This is a genomic window from Lactobacillus pasteurii DSM 23907 = CRBIP 24.76, from assembly GCF_000297025.1.
Taxonomy (GTDB): domain Bacteria; phylum Bacillota; class Bacilli; order Lactobacillales; family Lactobacillaceae; genus Lactobacillus; species Lactobacillus pasteurii.
On sequence record NZ_CAKD01000022.1, the window covers coordinates 43,074 to 68,005 of the forward strand.

Genomic DNA, 24,932 nt, shown 5'->3' on the forward strand with positions numbered 1-24,932 from the left:
ACAAAGCTGATCAACCTTTTCTATTTACATTATTCAACTCGGTTGTCGCCATTAACGGTTTCAATCGACAACTTATTATTCAAACTCTCGTCACGCGCACTTGCAGCAATCTTGCTATCGCCTAATACAGTCGCATAGCTAATCTCGCCAAAAGGCGTATCTACGATCCTATTATCACCGCTGACAGTGGCAATCGTTGCTTCATCTTCAACCTTGCAATGATGAATGACATTGTCCCCGCTATTAAGTTCAATTCTTAAGACTTTAAATTTAGAGTCTGTTAACTCACAGTCACCACTATTTCCATTGAACTTCAATAAATCAAGCCTGGAGTTTTCAACTTCAAAGTCTCCGCTGTTGAGCTCAATTTTTGCCTCAGCAAAAAGACAATTCTCAAGTTCACTATCGCCACTATTAACATGCAGCTTCAATTCGCTGCCACTAATACCTGAAATTTCAAGATCACCACTATTTAATTCAGCATATAACTTCGTCAAATTAGCTCCTTGAGGTACTTCAATTTCTAGGCTTACTTCATCACTAGTAGTCAATGAAAAAATCCCATGCACTCTTTGATGCAAAATCAGCATATTTCCATCACGAGTTACACTTGGCAATAATTCTTTTGGTCCAACATATCTAACTTCGAATTTTTCACCAGCAAAAATTTTCACATCGGGCTGAGAAACCTTGATTTTCAAACTATCAAAGCTGTCAATAGTCAGAGTTTCTTCGATCGTATCTGAATGCTTTCTACCACCAATAATTAGCATATTATTCCCCCGTTTCTATTATCCATTTGATACTTAAATTATATCATTGAGGAAAATATCAAAAATCCAAGATAAGCAAGCGGTAAATTAATGCCACTAAGTGGTCAATTTATCATTGTAAATAAGTCTAGATTCTTTCGACTTGATAACGACTGCTGCGGTCAGGTACTTCATTTTTTTCAGCAGGAACACCTACAGGTACTACTACAGAAACTTCATAGCCGTCTTTTAAGTTGAGCAGTTCTTTAGCTTCTTGACTCTTGTTCAAAGCCATTGTACCGCCAAGAATATATACACTACCTAAGCCTAGTTCTTTAGCTTCGATCATCAAGTTTTCAGCTGCACATGAACCGTCACGATCGGCAAAAGGACTATCAGACTTAGTCGCAATCACAAACAAAGCAGGTGCGCCATAAAAGGCACCGTTAGCAATAGATTCCAGCTTTGCTCTAGTCTCTTGGCTAGTAACTAATTTCAATTCCATTACTTCAAACTGTCCCATACCAGCAGGTGTTGCTTGAAAGGCTGCAACTAATTTCTCTAATTGCGCATCAGTTAAGCTTTCATCAGTATATTTTCTAACTGCTCTTCTGTTTAAAACTGCATCTGACATAGTTTTACCTCGGTTCTAAATTAACGATATAAGCTCATTATAGGCCCATTACTAACAAAAAGAAAGCGCTGTTACTTGAAGTTGCAATTTTCAAGATGATCATTGATGATTCCGACAGCCTGTAAGAATGAATATAAAGTTACCGGACCCAAGAACTTAAAGCCCATCTTTTTTAGTTTTTTAGCTAATTTTTTTGAATGCTCATCTTGGCTAGGAAGATCGCTGAGAGTTTGAGGATGATTAATAATTTGCTTAGGGAATTCTTCCTGTAGAAATTGCCTAATAGTAGTACCATCTTCATGCAATTGCTTAATAACTTTTGCATTATTGATAGCTGCTTCGATCTTCATTCGATTGCGAATAATTCCTTTATCAGTCAGCAATCGATCAATATCTGTTTGATCAAATAAAGCGACTTTTTCAGGGTCAAAATTGGCAAAAGCCTGGCGGAAATTTGCTCGTTTATTCAGCACAATTCTCCATAATAAACCCGACTGGAAGCTCTCAAGAACCATCATCTCGTACAAATAATCCTCATCCAAATTCAATTTACCCCACTCTTCATCGTGATACTTTTGGTAAAAATCCGGCTCACCTTCGACCCAGTCGCAGCGGTTATAGTTATCTTGTGTCATTTTCGCATCCCCTTCTAGATATTTTTCTTTGATTTTAGCACAAAAGTAAAAAATTTTTCATTCCCAATTTATCCCAATCCATAGCACTTTAACGGCTATTTTTATAAATCTATCTTTTGTTATTTTAAATTTTTTAGTTGACAAAGAAAGCACTTACAACTATCATTCGTAAGTGAATTGAATAATTTAGTCTTCAAGGCAGGGTGAAATTCCCGACCGGCGGTAAAGTCCGCAACCCACTATTTTTGTAGTGGCTGAACCCGTAATGGTACCGATAGTTATAGTCTAGATGGGAGAAGTTAATTACTGAAACAGCAGTTTATTTACGATGCTTATTTTTGGGGAAGTCTTGAAGTTCAAGGCTTCCCTTTTTTGATGCAAAGGAAGTGATTTAAATGAATCAAGATTACCATTTCATGGATTTAGCTATCCAAGAAGCGATCAAGGGTCGCTATCAAACTTGGCAAAATCCAATGGTTGGGGCTGTTATTGTTAAAAACAGACAAATTCTTGCGACAGGTTATCACCAGCATTTTGGCGATAGCCATGCAGAAAGAGACGCCATTTCTAAATTAACCTTCGAGCAGTTATCCAATTCAACCTTATACGTAACGCTAGAGCCTTGCAGCCACTATGGCAAGCAGCCGCCTTGTGCTGATTTAATTATTAAAAGTCAGATCAAACGCGTTGTCATTGCCCAGGTTGATCCCCATAGCCTTGTTACTGGCAAAGGAATTCAGAAACTAAAAGATGCTGGAATTGAAGTAGTTACAGGAATCAGAGCTAATGCAGCTCAAGCTTTGAACTATTTCTACACCTTTTTCTATCAGCATCATCGTCCCTGGATCAGCTTAAAGCAGGCTATTTCGCTTGATCATAAGCTGGGGTTAACCAATCAGCGGACTGCTATTACCAATTCCAAGGTTTATGAAAAGGTACATCAAGAGCGTAGCGACTACCAAGCAATCATCATTGGCAGCAATACCGCTATGATCGATAATCCTTCTCTTCATAGCAGTCAAGTTAGCGATTATCCACCCATTCGAGTGGTTCTTGACCGGCGCGGCCGATTATTCAAAAGGCCAGATTTAAAGCTGTTTACTGATCAAAGCCAAGCCACTTGGATTTTTACTCAGCATCCTGAACTTTTCTCAAATTTGCATAACAGCTGGGTAAAAATTTTTCAAACTGATGGCACGATCGAAGATGTTGTTAATCAACTGACAAAAGTAGGGATCCAGTCGCTTTACGTCGAAGGCGGAGCCAAAATTCATCAAGCCTTTTGGCAGACTGGTTTGGTCGATGAATTGATTACTTATCAGGCGCCAGTTCTACTGGGAAAAGATGGCTATGATGCCTTTACGCCTGATAATACCGTTCTTTTTACAGACCTTAAATTAAAGCAGCTAGCAAATAATTTCAGAATCGAAGGTAAACTTTCTCATGTTTAGTGGATTAGTTAGAGGCGATGCCAAAATCGCTCAAATTAAGATTAAAGATCAAACAATTGTCATGGATGTTGAAACAAGTGCTGAAGTAATCGACACCATTAAGATCGGTGATTCGATTGCAATCAACGGAACTTGTTTAACTGCCGAAAAGATTGATGGCAACAGTTTTCAAGTGACGATGATGCCGCAGACTTTTAACAAGACAATTTTCAAAAATGCCAAAGCCGGCGACCAGGTTAATCTCGAGCGTTCTCTAAAGCTCGGCGATCGACTCGAAGGTCATATCGTCACTGGGCATATCGACCAAACAATCAAACTTCTCAAAAAGCAAGCAAATGAAAACGCGATTGAGCTTTTCTTTGAATTGCCGAAGCGTTTAGCCAATCAAGTAATTCCTCAGGGAAGCGTAGCTTTAAATGGCGTAAGCTTAACGGTCATGGATGTTCAAGGAAGCAATTTTTCAGTTGGATTAATTCCTCATACGCAGGATGAAACTAATCTAGCCAAATTAGAAGTTGGCGATGAAGTCAACTTAGAAACTGATATTTTAGGCAAATATGTCGCACAAAATTTAGCAAAAAGAGGTATATAAAGATGGATGTCAAGAAAATTCAAACTGCAATTCAATGGATGAAACAAGGTGGTCTAGTTATCGTAGCTGATGATGAAGATCGGGAATCTGAAGGAGATATGATCGGCCTAGCTTCTAAAGTAACCCCGCAAAATATTAACTTCATGACTAAATATGCTAGAGGACTTCTCTGCACTAGTATTAGTCGCGAAATTGCTCAAAGACTTCATTTAGGCCAAATGGAAGATGACAACACAGATCCTTTTGGCACAGCTTTTACAATTAGCGTTGACTACAAAACAACCACTACTGGAATTTCTGCCTTTGACCGTGCTACGACCATCAAGGCTCTAGCTGATCCAACTAGCAAGCCAGAAGACTTCTTTAGACCGGGGCATTGCTTCCCACTTGTAGCTAAAGATGGCGGCGTACTTGAGCGCAATGGCCACACCGAAGCCTCTGTTACCTTAGCTAAACTAGCCGGTGAACCAGCTACTGCTTATATTTGTGAAGTTTTAAAAGATGACGGTCATATGGCTCGCCGTCCTGAATTAAGACGAATCGCACAAGAATTGCATTTGCCATTTTTCACAATTGCAGATTTGCAAGAATATGTAAGAACCATGGGGCAATTGGATGCAGGATTTGTAGATTTGCCTACTAAGTACGGTGATTTTAAAATTAAGAGCTATCAAGGTGAAAATTTAGTCATCAAAAAAGGGCAAATCGACCCTACTAAGCCTGTTTTGGTAAGAATGCATTCTGAGTGCTTAACCGGCGATACTTTTGGCTCATTAAGATGCGACTGCGGTGAACAACTTCATACTTCAATGAAAATGATCGAAGAAAACGGTAATGGTATTATCCTCTACTTGCGACAAGAAGGTCGTGGTATTGGCTTAACTAATAAATTAAAGGCTTATGCCTTGCAAGATCAAGGACATGATACTTATGAAGCCAACGAATTATTAGGTTTCAAGCCAGATGAACGCAATTATGATGTAGCTGCCAAAATGCTTAAAGACCTCGGTATCAAGCAAATTGATTTATTAACAAACAATCCTGATAAACTTGAACAGCTTGAAGACTACGGCATTGAAATTCATAAACGCATCCCACTTGAGATGCCAGCAAATGAGATCGACCGCTTCTATCTTGAAACTAAGCGTGACCGCTTCAACCATATGTTGAAGGCTTTATAAAAATTGAAAGGATTTAAATATGACCACTTTTGAAGGAAACTTTACTAATAATCAAGCAAAAATTGCTATTGTTGCTTCAAAATTCAATGAAATCGTCACCCATCACTTAGTCGATGGTGCGACCAACACTTTAAAACAATTTGGAGTAAATCCTGATGATATCGATATTTACTGGGTACCAGGAGCTTTTGAAATTGGCTTTACTGCACAAAAAGTTGCCCAATCAGGCAAATATGATGGAGTGATGACTCTAGGAGCAGTAATTAAAGGCGAGACCGATCACTATGGTATGATTATCCAAAATATTACCAACGCTATCATGCAGATCAACCTAGAAGGTAAGGTTCCGGTTACTTTTGGAATTCTTACTACCGACAATATTGATCAAGCCTTGCAAAGATCAGGCTTGAAAGCTGGAAATGAAGGAAGTTCAACCGCACAAAGCCTGCTGGAAATGATTTCGTTGAATAAGCAAATATAACAAAAATGGTCAGACTGTTGTCTGGCCATTTTCACATCCATCACCCTAAAATTCCGGCTTAAATCCATAAAAGCTTCTCCCCTTATAGGACTGCTTGGCTAACTTTCCACTTACCGACTTTTGAGCACCTCTTTTAGAGCGATAATTTATCGTGATTGTCTTTCCCTCCAGCAAATCCGCAACTTCTTGCTGGGTAAACTTATGTCCACCCCAAGTTTGATTAAAGCTAATCTCTTCTCCATTAAACTTACCAGTAACCTTGTCCTTAGAGGCAACTTTCTTACTTACAGTCTTAGTCTGATGCTTGCTTGCAAGTTTTTGCAAAGTTGCATTTTGATCCAAAATAGTAGAATTAGTTTCAAAAATTGGCATATCGTGGCGTACAATCGTTTGCATTGATTGCGGAATCAGTTGATAATCCAGTTCTTTTCTTTTTACCCGATCCATCCCATCAAACAAACGCTTGGTAATCTTAGGCGAAGCGATCATGCTCCCTTTAGACAAAATTGCTTGCACTTGTCCTTCGTAATTTAGAATATAGCCACCTCGATATAAGGAAGCAAGACTCCCCTTACCTGAACTAATTTCTGCCAAAGTCTGCAATCTAGTTGCACCAGTTCCAATGTTATGCTTTTTCAAAAAGTTCAAAATAAACTTCTTGGTTGGCTTTCCTGGCTTCGGGTTAGCGCCTTCGTAGACAAATGGAGCTGCTGGATCCTTAAATTCATGTGCCTCGATTTCTTCTTCATCTGACAAATCACGATCATCAAAAATCAGCTTGTAATTCATTTCTTTAGGTAGTTGAATCGATGATTTGAAGTCAGGATATTTTGCCAAATGCGCCTTTTGTGCTTCATAAACATAATCTTCTGCCAACATTGCCAAATAACTCTTGGCCACAACTTGATAGATTTCAACGCCAATTTTTCCAAAACGCTTTTCTAATTGTTCAAGCGACTTAGGAACCTTCAGGCCAGGTCTGTTAGCTCCGTGGGCTGCTTGCTTGGTAATAAATTTCAGACGAGGCTTGCGCCTAATTAGCAACTTGGAATCAACGCCAATAACATTCGCAATCTGATCCACCAATGGCAATAATTCATTGAATTGTTCAAGCGTAACTTGAGTATCTTCAGTTCTTGGATAAGAAACAATTTGAGCTTGATACATATCCTGGTAAGTTTTGATAATTTCCTTGTCCTTATAACCCTTAGCACCTACTAAAATACCAATTTGTCCTAAATCAACCAGTGGCGGTGGTGTTTGCTTCTTTAGCTTTTTTTCGTCAATTACGATTGAGCTTGAGGCAAAATTAGCCAGATCATCTTTTGCCCCTTTTATTTCAGCAAAACGGAATTTATCTTTATCTGGATCGAACTTGCGACTAAAGATATTGCCATTTTGGTCTTTGAATTTGACCTCGAAATATGGCTTTTTGACGTAATTTTCAATCTCAGTATTGCGATCAAAAATCAACCCGACAATCGCCGACTTCAGCCGACCAATTCGCATGGTCTTAGGACGATAGCCGGCTTTTTTAGCATAAATCATGGCAATTCGCGATAGCTGCATTGATAATAGATCAAATCTCTGCCTTGCTAAGGCTTCCAGATATTCGCCCTGCTCCATTTGATTAGTTACATCAGTCATTTGTCTCATGGCAGCAATAATTGATTTAGGAGACTGATCTTCAAAGCGAATCCGGTAAACTACCTTTTTCCAATGAATGGCATTGACAATTTCCCAGCCAAGCAAATCACCTTCACCAGAAGGATCATCATCAGTTGCAATAATGATCCCGTCGCAATCTTTGGCAGCATCCCTGATCTCCTTGAGCGTCTTCATTCTCCCTGGAACGATTTTCTTAGCCCAAGAGAAGTCCTTTTCATCCCATGGGAAATACTTCAAGCTGCGCCATGATGAATAGCGCGTCTTCTTGTCGTCGCCAACCATCTCTTGTGGCTCTTTTAGCTGCAAAATGTGGCCATATGAATGAGTTAGTACATAGTCAAACTGACCTTGAAAGTTGCCAGTTTTTCCACCAAGTGCAACGACGAAGTCGTCCATTTGCGATTTCTTTTCAGTTAATATAAGTAATTTCATCTAGTTTTTCCTTTGAGAAATAATGTAGTCATTTAGAATACTTATTTTACATTTTAGTGGCCCAAAATAAAAGAAGCTTAGATCTCGTTACTAAGCTTCTTGTTCTAAGTATCTTTCTAGTTCATTGTCTGGTCTTGAGATTTTTCTATTTTTCGCAATTTCTTATAAGCCTTCTTGGATCCGCGAGCTAAATCCTTATCAAACTTATAGTCCTGCCAATTTTCTACAAACAATAAGTCCAGATTATAGCCTTCTGGATAAAGGTCTTTGGCTAATCTCCGCAATTGCAATCGTCTAACTGGATACAGGTCGAACTTTTTATCAACAAAAACCTTCGCCTGCTGTCCGTCTAAACTATGGAAAATGCCTTCTTTTTTAATTGAGCTAATATAGACCACATCGCCCTTATGCAAAACTAGCTTAGGCTTTTGCTTTGCGGCTGGCTTTTCTTTAAGTTTTACCTGCTTATGGGCTAGAGGAAATTCATCCCGCTCTAAATAGTTTTCAGCTAGATGCAAAACTCGGTCTGATAGACCCACTTTTTTGGCAATCCATAAAGCGCGGCTGTCGCCAACTCGGTTCAAAATCAAACGGTAAGTTGGGCTCAAAGTTGCTGGATCAAAGTCCATCTCTGCTGTCATAAATGCCTCATGCTTTAAAGCAAAATCCTTGATAGCAGAGTAGTGCGTTGTGGCTACAATCAAACATCCCCGCAAGTATAGTTCCTGCAAGACGCCAATTGCAATTGCGCTTCCTTCATTAGGGTCTGTTCCCGTCCCTAATTCATCCAGCAAAATCAAACTTCTCGCAGTTGCACCCGATATTATATCGGCAATTTGTTTCATCTCCGCTGAAAAAGTACTCAAAGAATTGTCGATACTTTGATGATCGCCAATTAATGTACAAACCTGATCCATCACTGGAATCTTACATGGCTTTTGACTAGGCAAAAACAATCCTAGTTCAGTCATCAAAACCATCAAACCGATAGTTTTTAAAGCAACCGTCTTACCTCCAGCATTAGGGCCAGTGATCATTAAGACTGCACGTTCTTGATCTAGCTTAACAGTTAAAGGAACTGGATTAACTAGTAAGGGATGACGTACTGCATTTAGTTCCAAGCTGTTTTCATGATTTAAGACCGGCTTTTTACCGTCATAGCTTTGCGAATATCGAGCCCGAGCCATAATTTCGTCAATTGCCGTAATAGCAGCAATGTTTTCGTTGATGTCACGACTATTTTCAAAAACTTGCGCCGTCAATGCACCTAAAATTGCATACTCAATATTAGTAATTTGCATTTTAAGTGTGGCAATTTCTGCGTTTAAATTAACCATCTTGCTAGGCTGCCAGTAAACAGTCTTGCCACCAGATGAACTGGCTACAATCTGGCCATTTAATTGATTCTTATAATTAGCCTTCATTGGAATCGTTAAAACGCCGTTTTTTTCGACAATTAAGGGATCTTGAATCATTGTTTTGTACTTTTTATTAGTCAAAAAATGATTCAACCCTTCTCGAATTGCCGTTTGATCTTGCGTTAGCTGCTTCCTCAATCTGGCTAAATCTCGGTCTGCTCGATCAGCCACGATGCCATGTTCAATCGAATCATAGATAGCTTCTTCTAGCTTAGGAAGTTCGATCAAGCTTTGCACATATGAACTAAGCAAAGGCGCCTCACTCTCCAATCGCTTAAAGAAGCGCTTGAGCAAGGTCATCACTCGCAAGTAGTCGGCTACTTTTTCCAATTCGTCAGCAGATAGCAATAAGCCTTTTTGAGCCTTAAGCAAAATTGGATCAATCGCCTCAGAATCCACAAATGGCATGTGTTGTCCCGTCTCGATAACAGCTATAGCCTGCTGAGTTTCAATTAACAATTGTTCGACATAAGCAGGATTGTTAGCTGCCTGCTTTTTCATAATGTTTTCTTTTGCTTTATTAGTCTTGGCATAATCTGCCAAAAGCGACTTAATCCGAGCAAAGTCTAATTCATCAGTCATTTTTTCTTCTCCTGATCTAAAAACTTTTACGAGATTAAGCTGTAGTTGCTCATACGCGTCTCCTTTCTATTTTAAAACCATTTTTCTACATAATATCACATAATTTTAATTTGTTTCAATAAAATAATAAAGCTATTATCTATTTTCTATCCTGCAGCTCTGATTGTTTGCTGTGGCTAATAATTTTCTTTACTTCTTCAGCGAAATCTGTTCTCTTAATTGGCCTTAATTTTGAAAGCATCGGTATTTTTTCTAGAACTTTGCCTAAATAATAAGTCGATAAACGCTCCCGGTCATAGATTAAACCTGGATAAAGTATTATTACTCGATCACCCAAATAATTTACAAGTGATTTTTCAGTGTATCTTTTGGCATTCAAGTAGCTACTAAAAAATATCGGTGCATAATTTGCTGAAACAAATATTAATCTATTGTTCTGATCTTGCATGATAGCGGCAATTCGTTCAGCTGGTTCAACAATCGAGTTTTGATAAGTCTGTCCACGCTTTGGATCTTCATGCAGAATTCCCACACAATCAATTACCCAGTCTGAGCTCTTTATCAAATCTTGCCATACTTTATCTGCGAAACTTCCATCATGATAAGTAACCCCACTAACCGAATTTGTTCTTTTGCCATGGCGCGACAAACTATATAGTTCATAGCCTGGTGTTTGGCTAAGCGTCTTTAATATTCCTTGGCCTACAAGACCTGTACCACCCACAACTGTGATTTGCATTTTCTCACCTCATTTACTAGAAAAATTCTTTAATTGCGATAGAAAAAAGACGAGATTTCTCCCGCCTTTATAAATAACTACGCTTCTTGCAAGGCAGTGCCTTTAGCTTCGTTCATGAATTGTTTGATCTGTTCATCAGTGAAGTACTTGCCGTAGCGCTTCTTAGCTTGGCTAAAGATTATTTCATCTGAAAGTCCACTTTCGCCAAATCCAAGAATCAAATTTGTGAGCCCTTCAGCTCTACCTTCAGCGCGTCCGATAATTCTGCCCTTTATCTCGCCTTCTTCACGACCTTGGATCTTTTGTGCCATCAAATTCGCTTCGTATCTCATGATATCAGACTTCCTGTCCTTGCTTAGTTCTAATGATAACCTTAGTCAATCAATTGTTCAAAAAATCCAACTTCTTAAGAATTTCTAAAGTTGGAAAACAGAAAAATTTTTTTGCATTTTTTCGCGTATTTAATATTAAGGGAGCCTCTTTAAAGGAGGTTACCAATGGGACAGAAGAATTTAGCTGAAAAGCAATTTTTGTCCTTTGAAGATGTCTTTGCCGATATCTTCAATTCCATCGTGCTCAAGCAGGATCTAATCGATCCAAAGAAATTGCGCAACACAAAAACTGAAACCCAATTGCCAGATCTAGGCGATGATCTGCATGCACAATTAAGAGACGTAGCTAAGATCTACTCAGACGGCAAGGTTAGGCTAGCGCTATTGGGAATTGAGAATCAAACTAGGTCTGATAGGCTAATGGCAGCTAGGATCATGGCTTATAACGCAACAGCAATCATTGATCAGTTGAAGTCCAAAGACTGGCCTCAATCGCTATATCCGATCCTAACCATTGTGTTTTACTTTGGTAAAGAGAAGTGGATGGACCAACTAGATGGCGACTATCTAGAGAAGTTTCTTGAGATAATGACTAAAGATAATAAGAAAGCAGGTGCGAGATGGGAAGCTACTTAGGCAAAATTGAAGCAAGAGGCAAAGCCCAAGGCCGGGCTGAAGGTGAAGCTAAAGGCAAGATCCTAGGCGCAGTTCGCGTTATGATTAAATACAAGGTTCAACCTGACGAGATCAGAAAGAATATTCGTGAAGACTACCCCCACTTCGACCAAAGCAAGTTGGATGACATCATCGCTGAGCAAAAGAAGGAACTCGGCATTAGTTAATAAATAAGAGTATAGGCTCCCCCCACAAGGCGACTAGTATAAGGCTAGTCGCTCTTTTTTATCCTTTTAAAATTTTGCTTAAACCGAGTTTTGTTCAAGACATATTTCTTTACTTTTATAAAATTAGTATTACAATTATCTTAAATATTATTAGACTGACATTATTAGAGAGGAAGTAATGCCGATGTCAAAAACCAAAGTATCAGACTTAGATTGGAACAATTTAGGATTTCAATATCACGATTTGCCTTATCGTTGGACTGACGAATTTAAGGATGGTAAATGGCAAGGTGGTCATTTGACTCAAGATTCTAACATGGTTTTCAATGAAGCCGCTGAAGAATTGCATTATGGTCAAGAAGTCTTTGAAGGTTTAAAAGCTTATAGAAGAAAAGACGGAGGCATTAATCTCTTTCGTCCTGATCAAAATGCCAAAAGAATGTATGATTCTGCCAAACGTTTAATGATGCAACCTTATCCAGAAGATAAATTCGTCGAAGCAATCAAAGAAGTGGTAAAGGCAAATCAAGAATTTGTTCCACCTTACGGTTCTGGCGGAACCCTTTATATTCGTCCTTTCATGATCGGAACCCAGCCATTAGTTGGCGTGCAAAGATCAGAAAGCTATGTCTTTAGAATTTATGCAACTCCAGTTGGTGCTTATGTTAAAGGCCTTAATCCAATGCCTTATAAAGTTAGTGAGTACGACCGAGCAGCTTATGCCGGAACTGGCCAGGCTAAGACTGCCGGAAATTATGCCGGAAGTTTATTGCCTTCTCTTAAAGCTAAAAAAGAAGGCTTTGCAGACTGCCTCTTCTTAGATCCACGCGAGCACAAATACATTGACGAATTCAGTGGTGCTAACTTCTATGGCATTACCAAAGACGGACAATTTCAAACACCTAAGTCTCCATCTATTTTGCCATCAATTACTAAGAGATCGCTTTTGCAAATTGCTGCTGATCAAGGCTTGAACCCAATTGAGACTCAAATTCCTATTGCAGAAGTTGATCGCTTTGTCGAAGTTGGTGCAATGGGGACCGCTGCTGTAATTTCACCAGTAAGTTCGCTGACTTATGAAGGAAAGACCATTACCTTTGGTGATGAAGTTGGTCCAGTAACTCAAAAACTTTACGATACTTTATTCAACATCCAAGTTGGTGATGCAGAAGATATCTACGGCTGGACTGTTCAAATTGACTTATAACAAATAAAATCACAGGATTTTGATTTGATCCTGTGATTTTTTCTGTCTATTTAGTTATAAATTCGCACCATTAGTTGCTATAACTTCTTTATACCAGTAAAACGAATCCTTTGGAATCCGCTCTAAACTACCCGAGCCATCATCTTGACGATCGACATAAATCAAGCCATACCGTTTGGACATCTGACCGGTTCCAGCAGAAACTTCATCGATACATCCCCAGCTAGTATAACCAATCAGATCCACACCATTTTCAATTGCAACTTCTGCAGCCTTTAAATGATCTCTCAAATATTCAATTCGATAATCATTTAATTCATCTTGTGTCCACATTTTTGTACTTCCTTTCAACTTCTATTTAGAAACATCTTAATCCTTGGAGTTAACTCCAAGTCAAGCACAAAAATAAATTTTAAACAAAAAAATCAAGCAGCCTAGTCAAAACTGCTTGATCTTCTTGAATTATTCACTTAATGAGCTATAAAAGTCCGTGCACAGTTGCTTAATCCAGTCGCCCTTAGCTAAGGTATGAAGCCAATCTGCTGGCATAGCCTCAACTCCATAAACTAACCCAGCTGCTCCACCAGCAATTGCTGCGATTGTATCTGTGTCGTCGCCTAAATTAACTGCCGACAATACAACTTCTTCATAAGAATGATTGTTTGCCAGACACCACAGCACTGCATAAAGCGTATCAACTACATAGCCTGTGCTCTTAATTTGCTCACGTCTTAGTTCAAAAATATGCACCAAATTTGCGAACTCGTAGAGATATCTAGCAAAAAACGGATCCTGATTGTAAAAGGCCAAAGCATCTGCAATGCCACTACGAATAGCTAATGGCAAAGGGTATCCTTTCAAGAGATTGAAAACCACTTCCGCATAAATACCACATGCAATTAGACATCTTGGGTTGGCATGGGTGCATTTGGAGTAATTATGGATAATTTCTGCACTTTCGCGATCCAATTTTCCCTTGCCTTGAGCGTGTAGATACAAAACTATCGGCAAAATTCTCATTAATGAACCATTGCCACTAGTCCAATCGCTAATTTCGCCACTTTCTAAGGCCTTTGCGCCTTTATTGAAATTAAAAATCGCCGTTTTGGTAGTACCGCCAACGTCAAAAGCTTCACCGCGGGCAGAATAGTCACCTTCCCATAGCCATTTAGAAAAGCGTTCCATCAAATCCTTGTAGTCAACTCCTGCTTTAGTTAATGAATCAACTGTAGCTAAAGTCAAGCTAGTGTCATCAGACCAAGTTCCAGCTACTTGACCATGCTCACCACCTGCACTCATGTCTGTTACTGGATTCATATCTAAATCTGATCTAGACATGAATTCTACTGGCACACCTAAGGCATCACCGATGGCAAAGCCTAATATACCATCAAAAATTTGCTTTTTGCTTATCTTCGTCATATTATTCTCCGCAAACTATATCTTAGTCAGTTGCATATTCTTTAACATTTAGGTCATGCTTTTTGCTGTTAGCATCAATTAAGACAAAATGCGATCGTTGGCTATTCTTAAAATCACTTGGATAACGGCCTGACTTGGTTGCATAGTCTGTATAAATTCCTACACGTATCTTGTCATAATTATTAACATCTTGCATTAAAGCAAAAATTGCATTTGCTTCAATTGTAGATAAATCATTGAGATCCTTGACTTTTATTTTCTTGCCGTCAAGTCTCTTTTGACTAATCTGAACCTGATCAATCAAGCTGGCCATCACCATTTGAGTTGTTTGACTGTCATTTTTTGCCTTAGTCAAAGATGCTAAGGCTTGATCATAGGCTGCTCTTGTTTGATAATCACTTAAACGGTACTTATCGCTAGCCTTAACTGTATCGACTGCAGCTAATAGTGTATCTGCCCGATTCTTAAGTTCTTTACTTGCAATTTTATTATAATCAGCCTCAGCTTCTTTGGCAGTATTTTGCGCCTTAAGCTTAAGGCCAGTTACCGTATCAGCGTCACTAGCCTTAACATAAAGATCACAAGAGCTTCTCTCTGGTTCAGATGACTCATCATCACCGTATGGTTCGACAATTCTAGCAGTCAAATGGTAATATAGTTCAGCCTTATTTTCAGAACTATTCCAAATATAGCGCGCTTGATCAGCTACAAACACGCCGCTACCAGACTTCAGACTGCCAATAACTTTGCCATTTACATCATAGCTTGAAACAGTCTTATTAAAATCAACAATTGTATTGTACTTGTCAAGATAGCGACTAGTCTGTATATGTTGTCTAATGTAGAAATTTGCACTTACTTGATCTTCTACACTATTATTAGGGTATTCTTCACCCGGACCCCAATCAAGATAATAGTCGCTGCCTTTAATATGGTAGTAGATTCTTTGTACATCTCCAGATCCATAAGATACGGCATAATCAGAAGTGACCTTTTGACCGCGATGATAAATCTTGGTAGATGGATTTAATTTAGTATCTATAGCTACTTGGTCATGCTTGATTGTTAACTCAACCGGACCCTTAGCAAAAATAATTCGACCATTGAGCAATTCTAGATTAATCGTTTTGACATAGGCATTCTTGCCAATTGCAATGTAGGTTGAATTCTTGATCTTCTTAGTTGGCAAAGTATAGCTAGCACTTGATTTATAAGCTTGTTTGGTGAAAAATACACTGTTTTTTGTAGCTTTTTGCCATTTTCCGGCATATTTAACAAGGCTATATTTACCTAAAACAGTCTTACCCACACGTTTGCCATTCTTGTCATAAACATAGGCATTGTGATTCAACCTTACTACGCCTTTGCCGTCGACTTTAGCAATATATTGCGCATCGACGTAGTGGCCTTTGCCAATATTGTATAGAACTTTAGGGGCATAGGTAGAAGCAATTTTGCCCAGATATTGAAAGTCACTGCCAGCCTTTAAATAGCTTTGACCATGAAAGTTCTTGATTCGTTTGCCATTTTTGTCATAGATATAAGAATTTTTGTTGATTCTTAGATAGATCTTACCGTCTTTTTCATATGAACTGGTGGCATTGGCAGCCTTCACAAATCCTCCATCGCCTAAGGATTGATAGGTATCCTTGCCAATATAAGTAATTAGATCTAATGCATTTTCAAGGGCATGGGCCTTACCCTTAATAACTACTGGTCTGCCATAGTATTTATAACTTTTATTAGAACTGACATTGGTGTTGCCAATATAATTTCCTTTTTTATCCACGACCGAAACTTTACCATCGTAAGTTGGCGCGATGGTGATGGTTTGCGTTGAAGAAGCCTGTACTGGTCTATTAAAAAATAGCCCCGCTCCTAGCACAGAAGCACATACGAGTATCAATTTTCCCTTCATTTGTAACACCTTCCTTAGTACTTTAATTATACTATTGGTAGCTGTTAATATTAATTAAAAATGACTAAAGATAAAGTTCAACACAGAAAAAATAGGCACAGCAAGGTGCCTATTTCCTTATAACTTATTGATTTGCTTTTGCAAATCTTTCAATTCATCCTTCTTCAGGAAGTAGCCAAGAATTTCAAGATAGTATTGTGCCTTTTTCTTATCTTCTTGATCAATCATCTGTTGGATCATCTGGTAAGCAAGTTTGACAATATTTTCATCTGGAGTTAGAGGAATATCCTGGTCGGCAAGTTCTGCTCTAACTAACATAATATTTGGACGAATATTGACAGATTTATCCATTTCCGCGATGTACTTAAGTTCTGATCGTACCATCGGCGACTTGTAGTAGCGCTGGCTGAAGATGTCACAATTAGCAGCCAATTGATATTGGCCCTTTTCAACATAGTAATATCCGAGATTGCGGTAATATCTGGCTAGTTCATCTGGGTGAACATACTCGCTAGTAATAAAGTTTTTTTGTTCCTTCTTTAATACTTGGGGTAGGCACAACAATAATGAACTTAAACAAGCCATATTTCTTATGAAGCTCGTACATTAACCGAGTATAAACGTAGGTCTTTCCAGTACCAGTTTCCATTTTAATATCAACGTTAGCTTCATCTTTATAACGTTGATAGATTAGTGGATTTGCGTAGACGTAATCCGCATCTGCATCATCCGTTCTTGTGTCAACACCTTTGAATGCTTTGTCGATTGCGGCCAAAGCTTCTGTTTGGTGTTCTAGTGTCTCTAATTTGATTTGCAATTTAATACCTCTTGATCAAATTTACTCTGCTGTCTATTTGTTGTAATCCAGTTTCTAGTTCTTTTAAGTCCGCACCGGAAAATGAATAACCAAATAATACAATTGTCTGCACTGTTAATTGATGCGTGCCAAGTAAATTCAATAATTCTTTCGTACTCTCACTATTCCAGTAAGTATCAGTTAAATATAATCTAGTATCATCCACAACAGTTGCTTTATAGCCTGCTATATCTAATTCATTGATCTTAGTATCGAAAGAATATCCATCTTTAGCCAACCAAGTAGTAAGAATTGTTTGTTTGCCTGTAGCTGATCCATCAACGTTGAGAGCTTCACTAGAATATGAATTTAACATATCGCTGAACATTGTATCGCCATTTGGATCAAAGTCATAGATTTCACTGAGCAGCTTCTTGGTTGGTTTAACAACTCTATAGTGCTTAAAACTACCATCAAAATCTTCTGAAATAGTTAATGCGTTATCTTCCTTAATCTTAGCTGCTGCTCTACGAATTTGCTCACGGGAAATCTCATCAATTGAACGATAACCTGCATCATATGTTGCCTTTCCACCTTTGGTTGGTATTTCTCTACCATCACTGTTAGTGTTAAAAGTAGGCTCATTGCACCATGATAAATTTGCGGTTACCGCCATCTTCTGCATTTAATTGCATTACTGCATCGGCTGTTGTAGAGGAACCTGCGAAGAAATCGAGGACCAGAGAATCGGAATTTGAGCCAATCATAATTAAATCTTTTATAAATTCTACAGGTTTGGGATATGGGAATATTCTTTCGCCCAATAATTTCATACCTTCCCTGGTGCCATTACCACTACTATACTCAGGTTTATATAAAATAGATTGGGTCTTTTTTCTCTCGGAGCATTGACGCCTGTAGACTTTAAATTTGCTCCTTTCTTGTAATAACCCTTTATCAGCTAACAACTTCTTCGCCAAAACCAACCTAGGATACATAAAAGTCAACCACGCAGAGTGACTAGACTTCCCCTGAATACTCTTCAGTCTCTCAATCTGATTATCATCAAGTCCCAGCATGTCATGCAATTGCTTATCAGAATATTCAAACGAGTCTGGATAAACAAAGTCGCCATTACCAGTATTATACGGAGGATCAATGTAAATCATATCTACTTTGTCTTCATAATTGCCTTGCAAATGTCGTAAAACTTCCAAATTATCGCCAGTAAAGAATAAGTTTTTACTATTTTTACCTTCGCCATTATTTTGCTCTTCATCAGGCACAATAACCGTAGTTGGCATTTCCCCCGCTTGTCTTCTAGCGTAATCCTTACCAATGAAGTTTAATTGGAACCCATCCCTCAATTCATTGATATTCTTCTCAGCTAATTGATCCCTAAACTTATCGATATCGAAATTATCATCTCTATCGAAAAACTCAGGCAGCTTTTTCCTTTAGCTTAGTGAGAAAAGCTGTATTTGGCTTAACTTGGAGGTTGAACTTTTCGCTATCACTAAGCAAGGGAAACACCTCCTTTTAATTTGAAGTTATTACTAATATCCTGCATCAAAAAAGAGTTTACTAATCCTCTAAGAATTAGTAAACTCTCGTTAAAGTGGTTGACAAATAAGCGTTGATCTATATATCAACGTGCTGTGCTCATACTCTTTTTACCTCTTTTTTAAATTCGCCGTTATATCGACATTTTGATATTATCAATTATAGTTTAAATTTTAGCTACAAAAAACAAACTATAATGATGTTATAAGAAATTCGCATCTAAAATATGTTACAATGGCCATAGAAAAAGGGAGATGTGTGCGAAACATCTCCCCTAACAGATCCGCAAATGCGGTGGCCTAATTTAATAGTAAGTTATTTAACAACCACTAAATCAGTCAAAGTTATTAGTGGTTGTTTTGTTTTATGTCCATACCTACATAGTTTTACTCATGACATAAACTGTTACATCAAAGCTCTCATTCCCTGGCATTTTTCCCGATTCTTCTGAGACTACTCCAAAGCCAAAATGCTCATATAATCGCTTGGCCCGGTCATTACCCTTTAAAACTTCCAAATAGATTTTTTCGGCAGGCATCTTTTCAAGTGCAGCCGAGATCAACTGACTAGCAATTCCTTGTCTTTGATATGCTGGATCGACATATAGCCATGCAATTTCATTCTCAGTAAATGCAATAAATCCTCGAACCGATCCAGCTTTTTCTGCTACCAAGATCTGATAGCTAAACAAGTCTTCTCTTTGGGCAGCAATTTTTAATGGTAAAAATGCATCATCTAAGTTAGCAACGGATAACTCTTGCTTTCGCGCTGCATCATGAATTAAGCAAAGTGCTGGAAAATCTTCTTCCAAATAATTTCTTATCAGCAAATCGAATTCCCCTTTCAGTAAATCTATTATCAATTTGGTTAATTATATCATAGCTACCTACTCGGCTCATGATTTAGCTACAAGCTGATGAATTATTTAGCAGGAAATGCTATAATATGGGTAAATAAAAAAGAGAGCTACCCCCGTAGCTCTCTTTGCACGAATCCGTTATAAACGGTGGCACGATTATATCAACTAATAAGTCGCTTGACCCTTGCCAAAGTAGTTCAGCGGCTTATTAGTTTGCCTTCTTATTTCTTCCACAATCGTGGAAGGCTGTAATCAATTCTTTTAAGGCTTGTAGCCACTTGGTTGTCTTTTTGGTTAGTAAGGTTAAACTTGCTACCAAAACGCCCAGCAGATTAATCACAGCGATGACAGACATAAGTAAGTCCGTCATCGGTCAAACTGTACCTCCTTTCAATGAAATCTAGGTCAATAGTTCTTACACCATTGGCACCACCTCCATGAAACGAAAGTACCACCGCTCATACTTTTTCGTACTTTCGTTATTTTATCAAAAATACTGTTCCAAGAATAGATTTTTGTAATATTTATATGCATAGAAAAGCACACCATAAAAGATGTGCTTTTTTGCCGATAATTAATCTTCTGCAGGTTTACGCCATAAACCGTAAATAGTTCCTGCAATTACCATCCCTATCAATAATGAAGCAATGAAGAATGGGGCATTGCGAATTAATAAAACTACCCATAAACCACCATGTGGTGCAGGCACATTTACTTGCCATAGTTGAGCCAAAGCACCACCGATTGCTGAGCCAACTACGCTCGAACCGATGACTCTAACTGGATCAGAAATTGCAAATGGGATTGCCCCTTCAGTAATAAATGAAATTCCAAGTACCCAGTTACTGATACCAGCTTTTCTTTCTGACTCGGTAAATTTCTTAGCCCAAATTGTTGTCGCAAAGGCAATTGCTAGTGGTGGAATCATACCACCAATCATTACTGATGCCATCATGTTGCCTTTCCCAGTTTCAGCTAAAACTCCGATCGCTGTAGTATAAGCTGCCTTGTTAACTGGTCCTCCAAGGTCAAACGCCTGCATCCCAGCTAGGATTGCACCAAGTAAAATTGCATACCCTGCTAAGAAACCAGCGATAATTCCGCCGATAAAACCAGAACTACCTTTGGATTGAATGACACTGGCAGCTGGTTGCGTTGCCATATATCCACCAACAAAACCGGGCATCAAAGCTGGACGATCGCCGATTGAATAAGCGATAAATCCTGCCAAAACTGGAATCAAAAATGAAAATGCATAGTTTCCTAGTGAGTTCAAAAAGATAAAACTAGTTGAATCCTTACCAGCTGCTTGCTCAAGCATGAACGAGATTGCCATAAGAATACCGCCACCTACAACAAATGGAAGCATGTTCGAAATTCCGTTCATCAAATCTTGATAAACCTTTTGCCAAATACTCTTTTCTTCCTTTTTCTCATCTTGAGCGAGATTTTGATTGCCCTTTTCAGCATGATAGATTGGAACTTTTTTATTCAAAATCGTTTCAATCAATTCTTGTGGCTTCTTGATACCATCAATTACTAGATGATTGATTAAAGGCTTGCCGTCAAAGCGCGACATTTCAACCTTTTTGTCTGCTGCAATAATAACTCCAGCTGCCTTTTCAATATCTTCGGCAGTCAATTGATGTTTAACACCTTCAGAACTATTAGTTTCAACTTTAATAGCTACTCCCATCTTTTGAGCAGTCTTATGTAGCGACTCTTCAGCCATGTAAGTGTGAGCTATCCCAGTTGGACAAGCAATGACTGCAACCACATATGGGGCATCGCTTGATTGAATGAGCTTCTTTTTGATCACCTTCTTTGTATGCCCAAAGATCAGAACCACAGACACAAGTTCTAATAACTCGAATTAAAAATCGTCGTCATTCTTTAACTGTGGCTTTTCAACATCAGCCAAAACCATTTGACCTGATTTTTCAAAAACTGCTGCTTTCATAAATATATTTCCTTCTTTCTATTTATCATCTATCTTAAACCTTAAAGTTAACTTTAATGCAAGTAATGTGTCTAAAAATTTCAGCGAATAATTCACTGCCTTTTTAAGGCTTTAATTCACTAAATAGAGAAAGGATCTGATATACTTAAAAACTGAATGAATTAAGAAAGGGGTTAGGCTTTTAAGCTAACTATATGAATAATAAACTAATTACTAAAGTATCATTACTTTCTATTTCACTACTGCTATTTTCAACAGTGTCGATTGCACCAGCTGTTCCGCATTTATTGCAGTTCTATCGAACTTATGATCCTAATCTTTCCCAAGCATCTGCTGAGAATTTGATTACTTTGCCTGCATTAGTTATCACAATTTGCGTTTTGCTAAGTGACTTAGTTGTTAAATTAATCGGCAAGAAAAACACTGTCTTGCTTGGACTAGGCTTAATGCTTATAGCGGGTTGCTTGCCAGTTTTTATGACAAATTTCAAACTAGTTCTTGCTACTAGATTAATTTTAGGTGCCGGAATTGGTTTATGTAATGGCTTGTCCGTTTCAATGCTATCGGATTTTTATTCTGGATCAACTTTGGGATCAATGATTGGAATTAGAACATCTGTTCTTAACCTTGGTAAAACGATCACTACTTTGATTGCTGGATACATCGCTTTGATCAATATTCGCTACGTTTATTGGATTTACCTACTAGTGATTCCAATTATGCTTTTGGTTGCTTTCAACGTTCCTAATATCAATCAGGGAGAAAAGTCCAAAGTAGAAGTTCATATCAACAAGACTGTAATATTATTTGCCCTCGCTACCTTAATTGTGGGAATCGCTTATATTGGCGCTACTGCTAAAATTCCATTCCTACTTGAAAGCAAATATCACATTCCTGAGGCTAGAGTCACTAATTTAATGACTGTTTTGGCTTTTAGCGGCGTTATCTTGGGCTTTGTTTTTGGTCCTATTCTAAAGCGTCTAGGCAATTTCACCTACCCTACTATGTTGGCCTGCATGGCATTAGGCAATTTCTTCTTCCTACTTCCAGCAAACATGGTTCTATTCTATATTGGAGCGATCTTGATTGGACTTTCTTTTGTAGGAACGATGTCATTCACTTTCTACTATGTAGCTGAACATGTACCACATACAGGTGTCAACTTTGCAACCTCTTTGTTATTAGCTTTAGGTAATGTCGGTTCCATCTTAGTTCCACTTATTCTTACTAAATGGATTGGCGCAATTACTGACAATATCTTTGTTGCACCGTTTTACGTAACAACATTAGCTCCGCTAATTTGCGGTTGGGTTGCTTTAATCATTTTTATCAAACAAGCACAAAGTAAATAGATATTGAGCGATGGTTTCGTCTGAAATCATCGTTTTTTGTTACAGAATTTGATGAATTATGAACAATTATTTCTATATTTTTAAAAATGGTACGTATTTTTATGATAAAATATAATTGTAATTTGTTTTTAAAAGAAAAGAGTAGAAGAATGAATTTAAAGAATAAAATTACTACCGTCGCCACAGCTATGCTAGCTTTGGTAAGTTTAAGCGCTTGTTCTAACAAGCAAGAACAGTCATCTTCAAATAAGATTCCAACAAAGATCGAGAAGAAAACTACCGTTACCTTTTGGTATTCATTAACCGGTAGTTCAAAATCAGCATTGGAAAAATTGACTGCTGACTTTGAAAAGAAAAATCCAAAGATCGATATTAAGTTGCAAAGCCAAGGTGGTAATTATTCCGACTTGCAAGCCAAATTGACATCAAGCTTCCAGTCGCCAAAGAACTTGCCAACAATTACTCAGGCCTATCCAGGTTGGCTTTACAATGCCGCTAAGAATAAGTTGCTCGTTGACTTAAAGCCATACATCACCAATAAAGAAATTGGCTGGGGCTCTTATGCAAAGACTGATATTCAATCTGGATTGTGGGATGGAGCCAAAATCAATGGCGTGCAATATGGTGTGCCTTTCAACAAGTCTGTTGAAGTACTCTTCTACAATAAGACCATTCTTGATAAATACCATGTCAAAGTACCAACCAATATGGAAGAATTAAAGTCTGCTTCGCAAACTATCTACCAAAAGAGCAAGCACAAGATCAGCGGTATGGGCTTTGATGCTTTGAACAACTACTACATGCTTTCAATGAAAGAAAAAGGCTATGATTTCAATAGTAAAATCAACTTCTCTAACTCAGATTCAAAGAAGATCATCAACTACTACGCGGATGGCGTAAAAGCTGGCTACTTTATGCAAGCAGGTACACAAAAGTACATGTCTACCCCATTTGACAACGGTCAAGTTGCAATGTTCATCGGTTCAACTGCTAACGAAGCTTACATCAAGCAAGGTTTAGCCAAGAAATATGAATATGGCGTTGCTGCTCGTCCAAGCAAGATGAATGTTCAACAAGGTACAGATATTTACATGTTCAATAAAGCAACTGCTAGTCAAAAGTCAGCAGCCTTCATGTACCTCAAGTTCTTGGCATCTAAGTCATCACAACTCTACTGGGCACAACAAACTGGTTATATGCCTGCCAACACTTCTGTCTTGAATTCTGATGTCTACAAGGCAAATAAAGACAGCAAGATTCCAGCTATTTTAGGCGAAACAGCTAAGGATCTTTACTTCTTGCCAGTTACCAAGAATGCTATCAGTGCCTACGACCAAGTCAACGTTAATATGCAAACCATCTTAGCTCAAGCAAGTAAGAAAGCTTCTTGGAATAGCGCGGTTTCAACGGGTAAAGCTAAGCTTGATGCTGCTTGGAAGCAATAACAATTATTTCCATTTTAAGTCAAGTCTTGTTATAATAAAGGTAAATAAAAAGAGAGCTACGCCAATAGCTCTCTTTGCACGAATCCGTTATAAACGGTGGTAAATGATTAGTAACTAATAAGTCGCTCAACCCTCACCAAAGTAGTTAGGCGGCTTATTAGTTTGCCTTCTTATTTCTTCCACAAATCGTAGAAAGCTGTAATCAATTCTTTTAAGGCTTGTAGCCACTTGGTCATTTTCTTGGTTAGCAAGGTCAAACTTGCTAACTAGGAAATTTCCATTTTAAGTCAAGTCTTGTTATAATAAAGGTAAATAAAAGGAGAGCTACGCCAATAGCCCTCTTTGCACGAATCCGTTATAAACGGTGGCATAAGATTATTACAACAAAAAGTCGCTTAACCTTCGCCAAAAGATGTCAGCGGCTTTTTGTTTTGCCTATTTCTTCCACAAATCGTGGAAGGCTGTAATCAATTCTTTTAAGGCCTGTAGCCACTTGGTTATTTTCTTGGTTAGCAAGGTTAAACTTGCTACCAGAATACCAAGCAGATTGATCACAGCTATGACAGACATAAGTAAGTCTGTCAGCGGTCAAACTGTACCTCCTTTCAATGAAATCTAGGTCAATAGTTCTTACACCATTGGCACCACCTCCATGAAACGAAAGTACCACC

General features: G+C 38.3%; 23 protein-coding genes, 3 pseudogenes and 1 riboswitch. Of the genes and pseudogenes, 9 read left to right on the top strand and 17 right to left on the bottom strand.

What is annotated here, in order from left to right; translation table 11 throughout:
* Positions 1-29 precede the first annotated feature (29 nt).
* The 3 genes from BN53_RS06120 to BN53_RS06130 all read right to left on the bottom strand — a co-directional run bounded on the left by BN53_RS06120 (position 30) and on the right by BN53_RS06130 (position 2,021).
* A complete protein-coding gene (locus BN53_RS06120; protein ID WP_009560065.1) occupies positions 30-773 on the bottom strand; it encodes a DUF4097 family beta strand repeat-containing protein in 744 nt (247 codons plus the stop codon).
* 127 nt (positions 774-900) lie between these two features.
* Positions 901-1,386, bottom strand: a complete 486-nt coding sequence (locus BN53_RS06125) for a nitroreductase family protein (RefSeq protein ID WP_009560066.1) — start codon at positions 1,384-1,386, stop codon at positions 901-903.
* A gap of 71 nt (positions 1,387-1,457) precedes the next feature.
* On the bottom strand, positions 1,458-2,021 hold the full coding sequence (locus BN53_RS06130) for a DNA-3-methyladenine glycosylase I (protein WP_009560067.1): 564 nt from the start codon (positions 2,019-2,021) through the stop codon (positions 1,458-1,460).
* 185 nt (positions 2,022-2,206) lie between these two features.
* A riboswitch (FMN riboswitch) is annotated at positions 2,207-2,326 on the top strand.
* A 90-nt stretch (positions 2,327-2,416) separates the two neighbouring features.
* On the opposite strand from BN53_RS06130, the gene ribD reads away from it, so the two are divergent.
* The 4 genes from ribD to ribH are packed head-to-tail and all read left to right on the top strand — an operon-like array spanning position 2,417 to position 5,726.
* Positions 2,417-3,472: a bifunctional diaminohydroxyphosphoribosylaminopyrimidine deaminase/5-amino-6-(5-phosphoribosylamino)uracil reductase RibD gene (gene ribD, locus BN53_RS06135; protein ID WP_009560068.1), complete on the top strand. Its 1,056-nt coding sequence runs from the start codon at positions 2,417-2,419 to the stop codon at positions 3,470-3,472.
* Positions 3,465-4,064: a riboflavin synthase gene (locus BN53_RS06140; RefSeq protein ID WP_009560069.1), complete on the top strand. Its 600-nt coding sequence runs from the start codon at positions 3,465-3,467 to the stop codon at positions 4,062-4,064. Before ribD ends, BN53_RS06140 begins: the two co-directional genes overlap by 8 nt.
* 2 nt (positions 4,065-4,066) lie before the next feature.
* Complete coding sequence (locus BN53_RS06145) at positions 4,067-5,245, top strand: bifunctional 3,4-dihydroxy-2-butanone-4-phosphate synthase/GTP cyclohydrolase II (protein ID WP_009560070.1); 1,179 nt, start codon at positions 4,067-4,069, stop codon at positions 5,243-5,245.
* A 19-nt stretch (positions 5,246-5,264) separates the two neighbouring features.
* Positions 5,265-5,726 (top strand): 6,7-dimethyl-8-ribityllumazine synthase, encoded by a 462-nt coding sequence (ribH, locus tag BN53_RS06150; protein WP_009560071.1) that lies wholly within the window; start codon positions 5,265-5,267, stop codon positions 5,724-5,726.
* Between the two features lie 45 nt (positions 5,727-5,771).
* Here ribH and BN53_RS06155 read toward each other — a convergent pair whose 3' ends face one another.
* The 4 genes from BN53_RS06155 to BN53_RS06170 form a co-directional block, all read right to left on the bottom strand.
* Positions 5,772-7,826, bottom strand: coding sequence for a DNA topoisomerase (locus BN53_RS06155; RefSeq protein ID WP_040537360.1), 2,055 nt, complete (start codon positions 7,824-7,826; stop codon positions 5,772-5,774).
* 116 nt (positions 7,827-7,942) lie between these two features.
* On the bottom strand, positions 7,943-9,826 hold the full coding sequence (locus tag BN53_RS06160; protein WP_009560073.1) for an endonuclease MutS2: 1,884 nt from the start codon (positions 9,824-9,826) through the stop codon (positions 7,943-7,945).
* A gap of 139 nt (positions 9,827-9,965) precedes the next feature.
* Positions 9,966-10,565, bottom strand: a complete 600-nt coding sequence (locus tag BN53_RS06165) for an NAD-dependent epimerase/dehydratase family protein (protein WP_009560074.1) — start codon at positions 10,563-10,565, stop codon at positions 9,966-9,968.
* A gap of 77 nt (positions 10,566-10,642) precedes the next feature.
* The gene (locus BN53_RS06170) at positions 10,643-10,876 is read right to left on the bottom strand and encodes a hypothetical protein (RefSeq protein WP_202897993.1); all 234 of its coding nucleotides are present in this window, start codon (positions 10,874-10,876) and stop codon (positions 10,643-10,645) included.
* 186 nt (positions 10,877-11,062) lie between these two features.
* Between BN53_RS06170 and BN53_RS06175 the strand changes: the two genes are divergently transcribed.
* The 3 genes from BN53_RS06175 to BN53_RS06185 all read left to right on the top strand — a co-directional run bounded on the left by BN53_RS06175 (position 11,063) and on the right by BN53_RS06185 (position 12,946).
* On the top strand, positions 11,063-11,533 hold the full coding sequence (locus tag BN53_RS06175; protein ID WP_009560076.1) for an Rpn family recombination-promoting nuclease/putative transposase: 471 nt from the start codon (positions 11,063-11,065) through the stop codon (positions 11,531-11,533).
* Positions 11,518-11,739, top strand: a complete 222-nt coding sequence (locus tag BN53_RS06180) for a hypothetical protein (protein ID WP_009560077.1) — start codon at positions 11,518-11,520, stop codon at positions 11,737-11,739. Before BN53_RS06175 ends, BN53_RS06180 begins: the two co-directional genes overlap by 16 nt.
* Positions 11,740-11,923: 184 nt before the next feature.
* Positions 11,924-12,946, top strand: coding sequence for a branched-chain amino acid aminotransferase (locus BN53_RS06185; RefSeq protein ID WP_009560078.1), 1,023 nt, complete (start codon positions 11,924-11,926; stop codon positions 12,944-12,946).
* A 54-nt stretch (positions 12,947-13,000) separates the two neighbouring features.
* Here the strand turns inward: BN53_RS06185 and BN53_RS06190 are convergent.
* The 9 genes and pseudogenes from BN53_RS06190 to BN53_RS06225 all read right to left on the bottom strand — a co-directional run.
* A pseudogene (locus BN53_RS06190) lies at positions 13,001-13,258 on the bottom strand (family 1 glycosylhydrolase); the annotation flags it as partial.
* Between the two features lie 150 nt (positions 13,259-13,408).
* Positions 13,409-14,368, bottom strand: coding sequence for an ADP-ribosylglycohydrolase family protein (locus BN53_RS06195; protein WP_009560080.1), 960 nt, complete (start codon positions 14,366-14,368; stop codon positions 13,409-13,411).
* A gap of 22 nt (positions 14,369-14,390) precedes the next feature.
* Complete coding sequence (locus tag BN53_RS06200; protein ID WP_009560081.1) at positions 14,391-16,286, bottom strand: SLAP domain-containing protein; 1,896 nt, start codon at positions 16,284-16,286, stop codon at positions 14,391-14,393.
* 468 nt (positions 16,287-16,754) lie between these two features.
* Positions 16,755-17,103: pseudogene (locus BN53_RS09940) on the bottom strand (DEAD/DEAH box helicase family protein); the annotation flags it as partial.
* A gap of 1 nt (position 17,104) precedes the next feature.
* Positions 17,105-17,758, bottom strand: a complete 654-nt coding sequence (locus BN53_RS10125; RefSeq protein WP_009560084.1) for a hypothetical protein — start codon at positions 17,756-17,758, stop codon at positions 17,105-17,107.
* A complete protein-coding gene (locus BN53_RS10130) occupies positions 17,724-18,386 on the bottom strand; it encodes a DNA methyltransferase (RefSeq protein WP_474546518.1) in 663 nt (220 codons plus the stop codon). Before BN53_RS10130 ends, BN53_RS10125 begins: the two co-directional genes overlap by 35 nt.
* Before the next feature lie 635 nt (positions 18,387-19,021).
* Positions 19,022-19,474 carry a GNAT family N-acetyltransferase gene (locus tag BN53_RS06220; RefSeq protein ID WP_009560086.1) on the bottom strand — a complete coding sequence of 151 codons (453 nt, stop codon included), beginning with the start codon at positions 19,472-19,474 and terminating at the stop codon, positions 19,022-19,024.
* A gap of 238 nt (positions 19,475-19,712) precedes the next feature.
* Complete coding sequence (locus tag BN53_RS09770; RefSeq protein ID WP_009560087.1) at positions 19,713-19,874, bottom strand: hypothetical protein; 162 nt, start codon at positions 19,872-19,874, stop codon at positions 19,713-19,715.
* A gap of 204 nt (positions 19,875-20,078) precedes the next feature.
* Positions 20,079-21,299, bottom strand: a pseudogene (locus tag BN53_RS06225) (PTS fructose transporter subunit IIC); the annotation flags it as partial.
* Positions 21,300-21,658: 359 nt separating this feature from the next.
* Here BN53_RS06225 and BN53_RS06230 point away from each other — a divergent pair.
* Together BN53_RS06230 and BN53_RS06235 are read left to right on the top strand one after the other, a co-directional pair.
* Positions 21,659-22,816: an MFS transporter gene (locus tag BN53_RS06230; RefSeq protein ID WP_009560089.1), complete on the top strand. Its 1,158-nt coding sequence runs from the start codon at positions 21,659-21,661 to the stop codon at positions 22,814-22,816.
* A gap of 149 nt (positions 22,817-22,965) precedes the next feature.
* Positions 22,966-24,261 (top strand): extracellular solute-binding protein, encoded by a 1,296-nt coding sequence (locus BN53_RS06235; protein WP_009560090.1) that lies wholly within the window; start codon positions 22,966-22,968, stop codon positions 24,259-24,261.
* 415 nt (positions 24,262-24,676) lie between these two features.
* On the opposite strand, the gene BN53_RS09945 is transcribed toward BN53_RS06235, so the two are convergent.
* A partial coding sequence (locus tag BN53_RS09945) for a hypothetical protein (RefSeq protein ID WP_238318412.1) occupies positions 24,677-24,932 on the bottom strand: 256 nt, incomplete at its 5' end.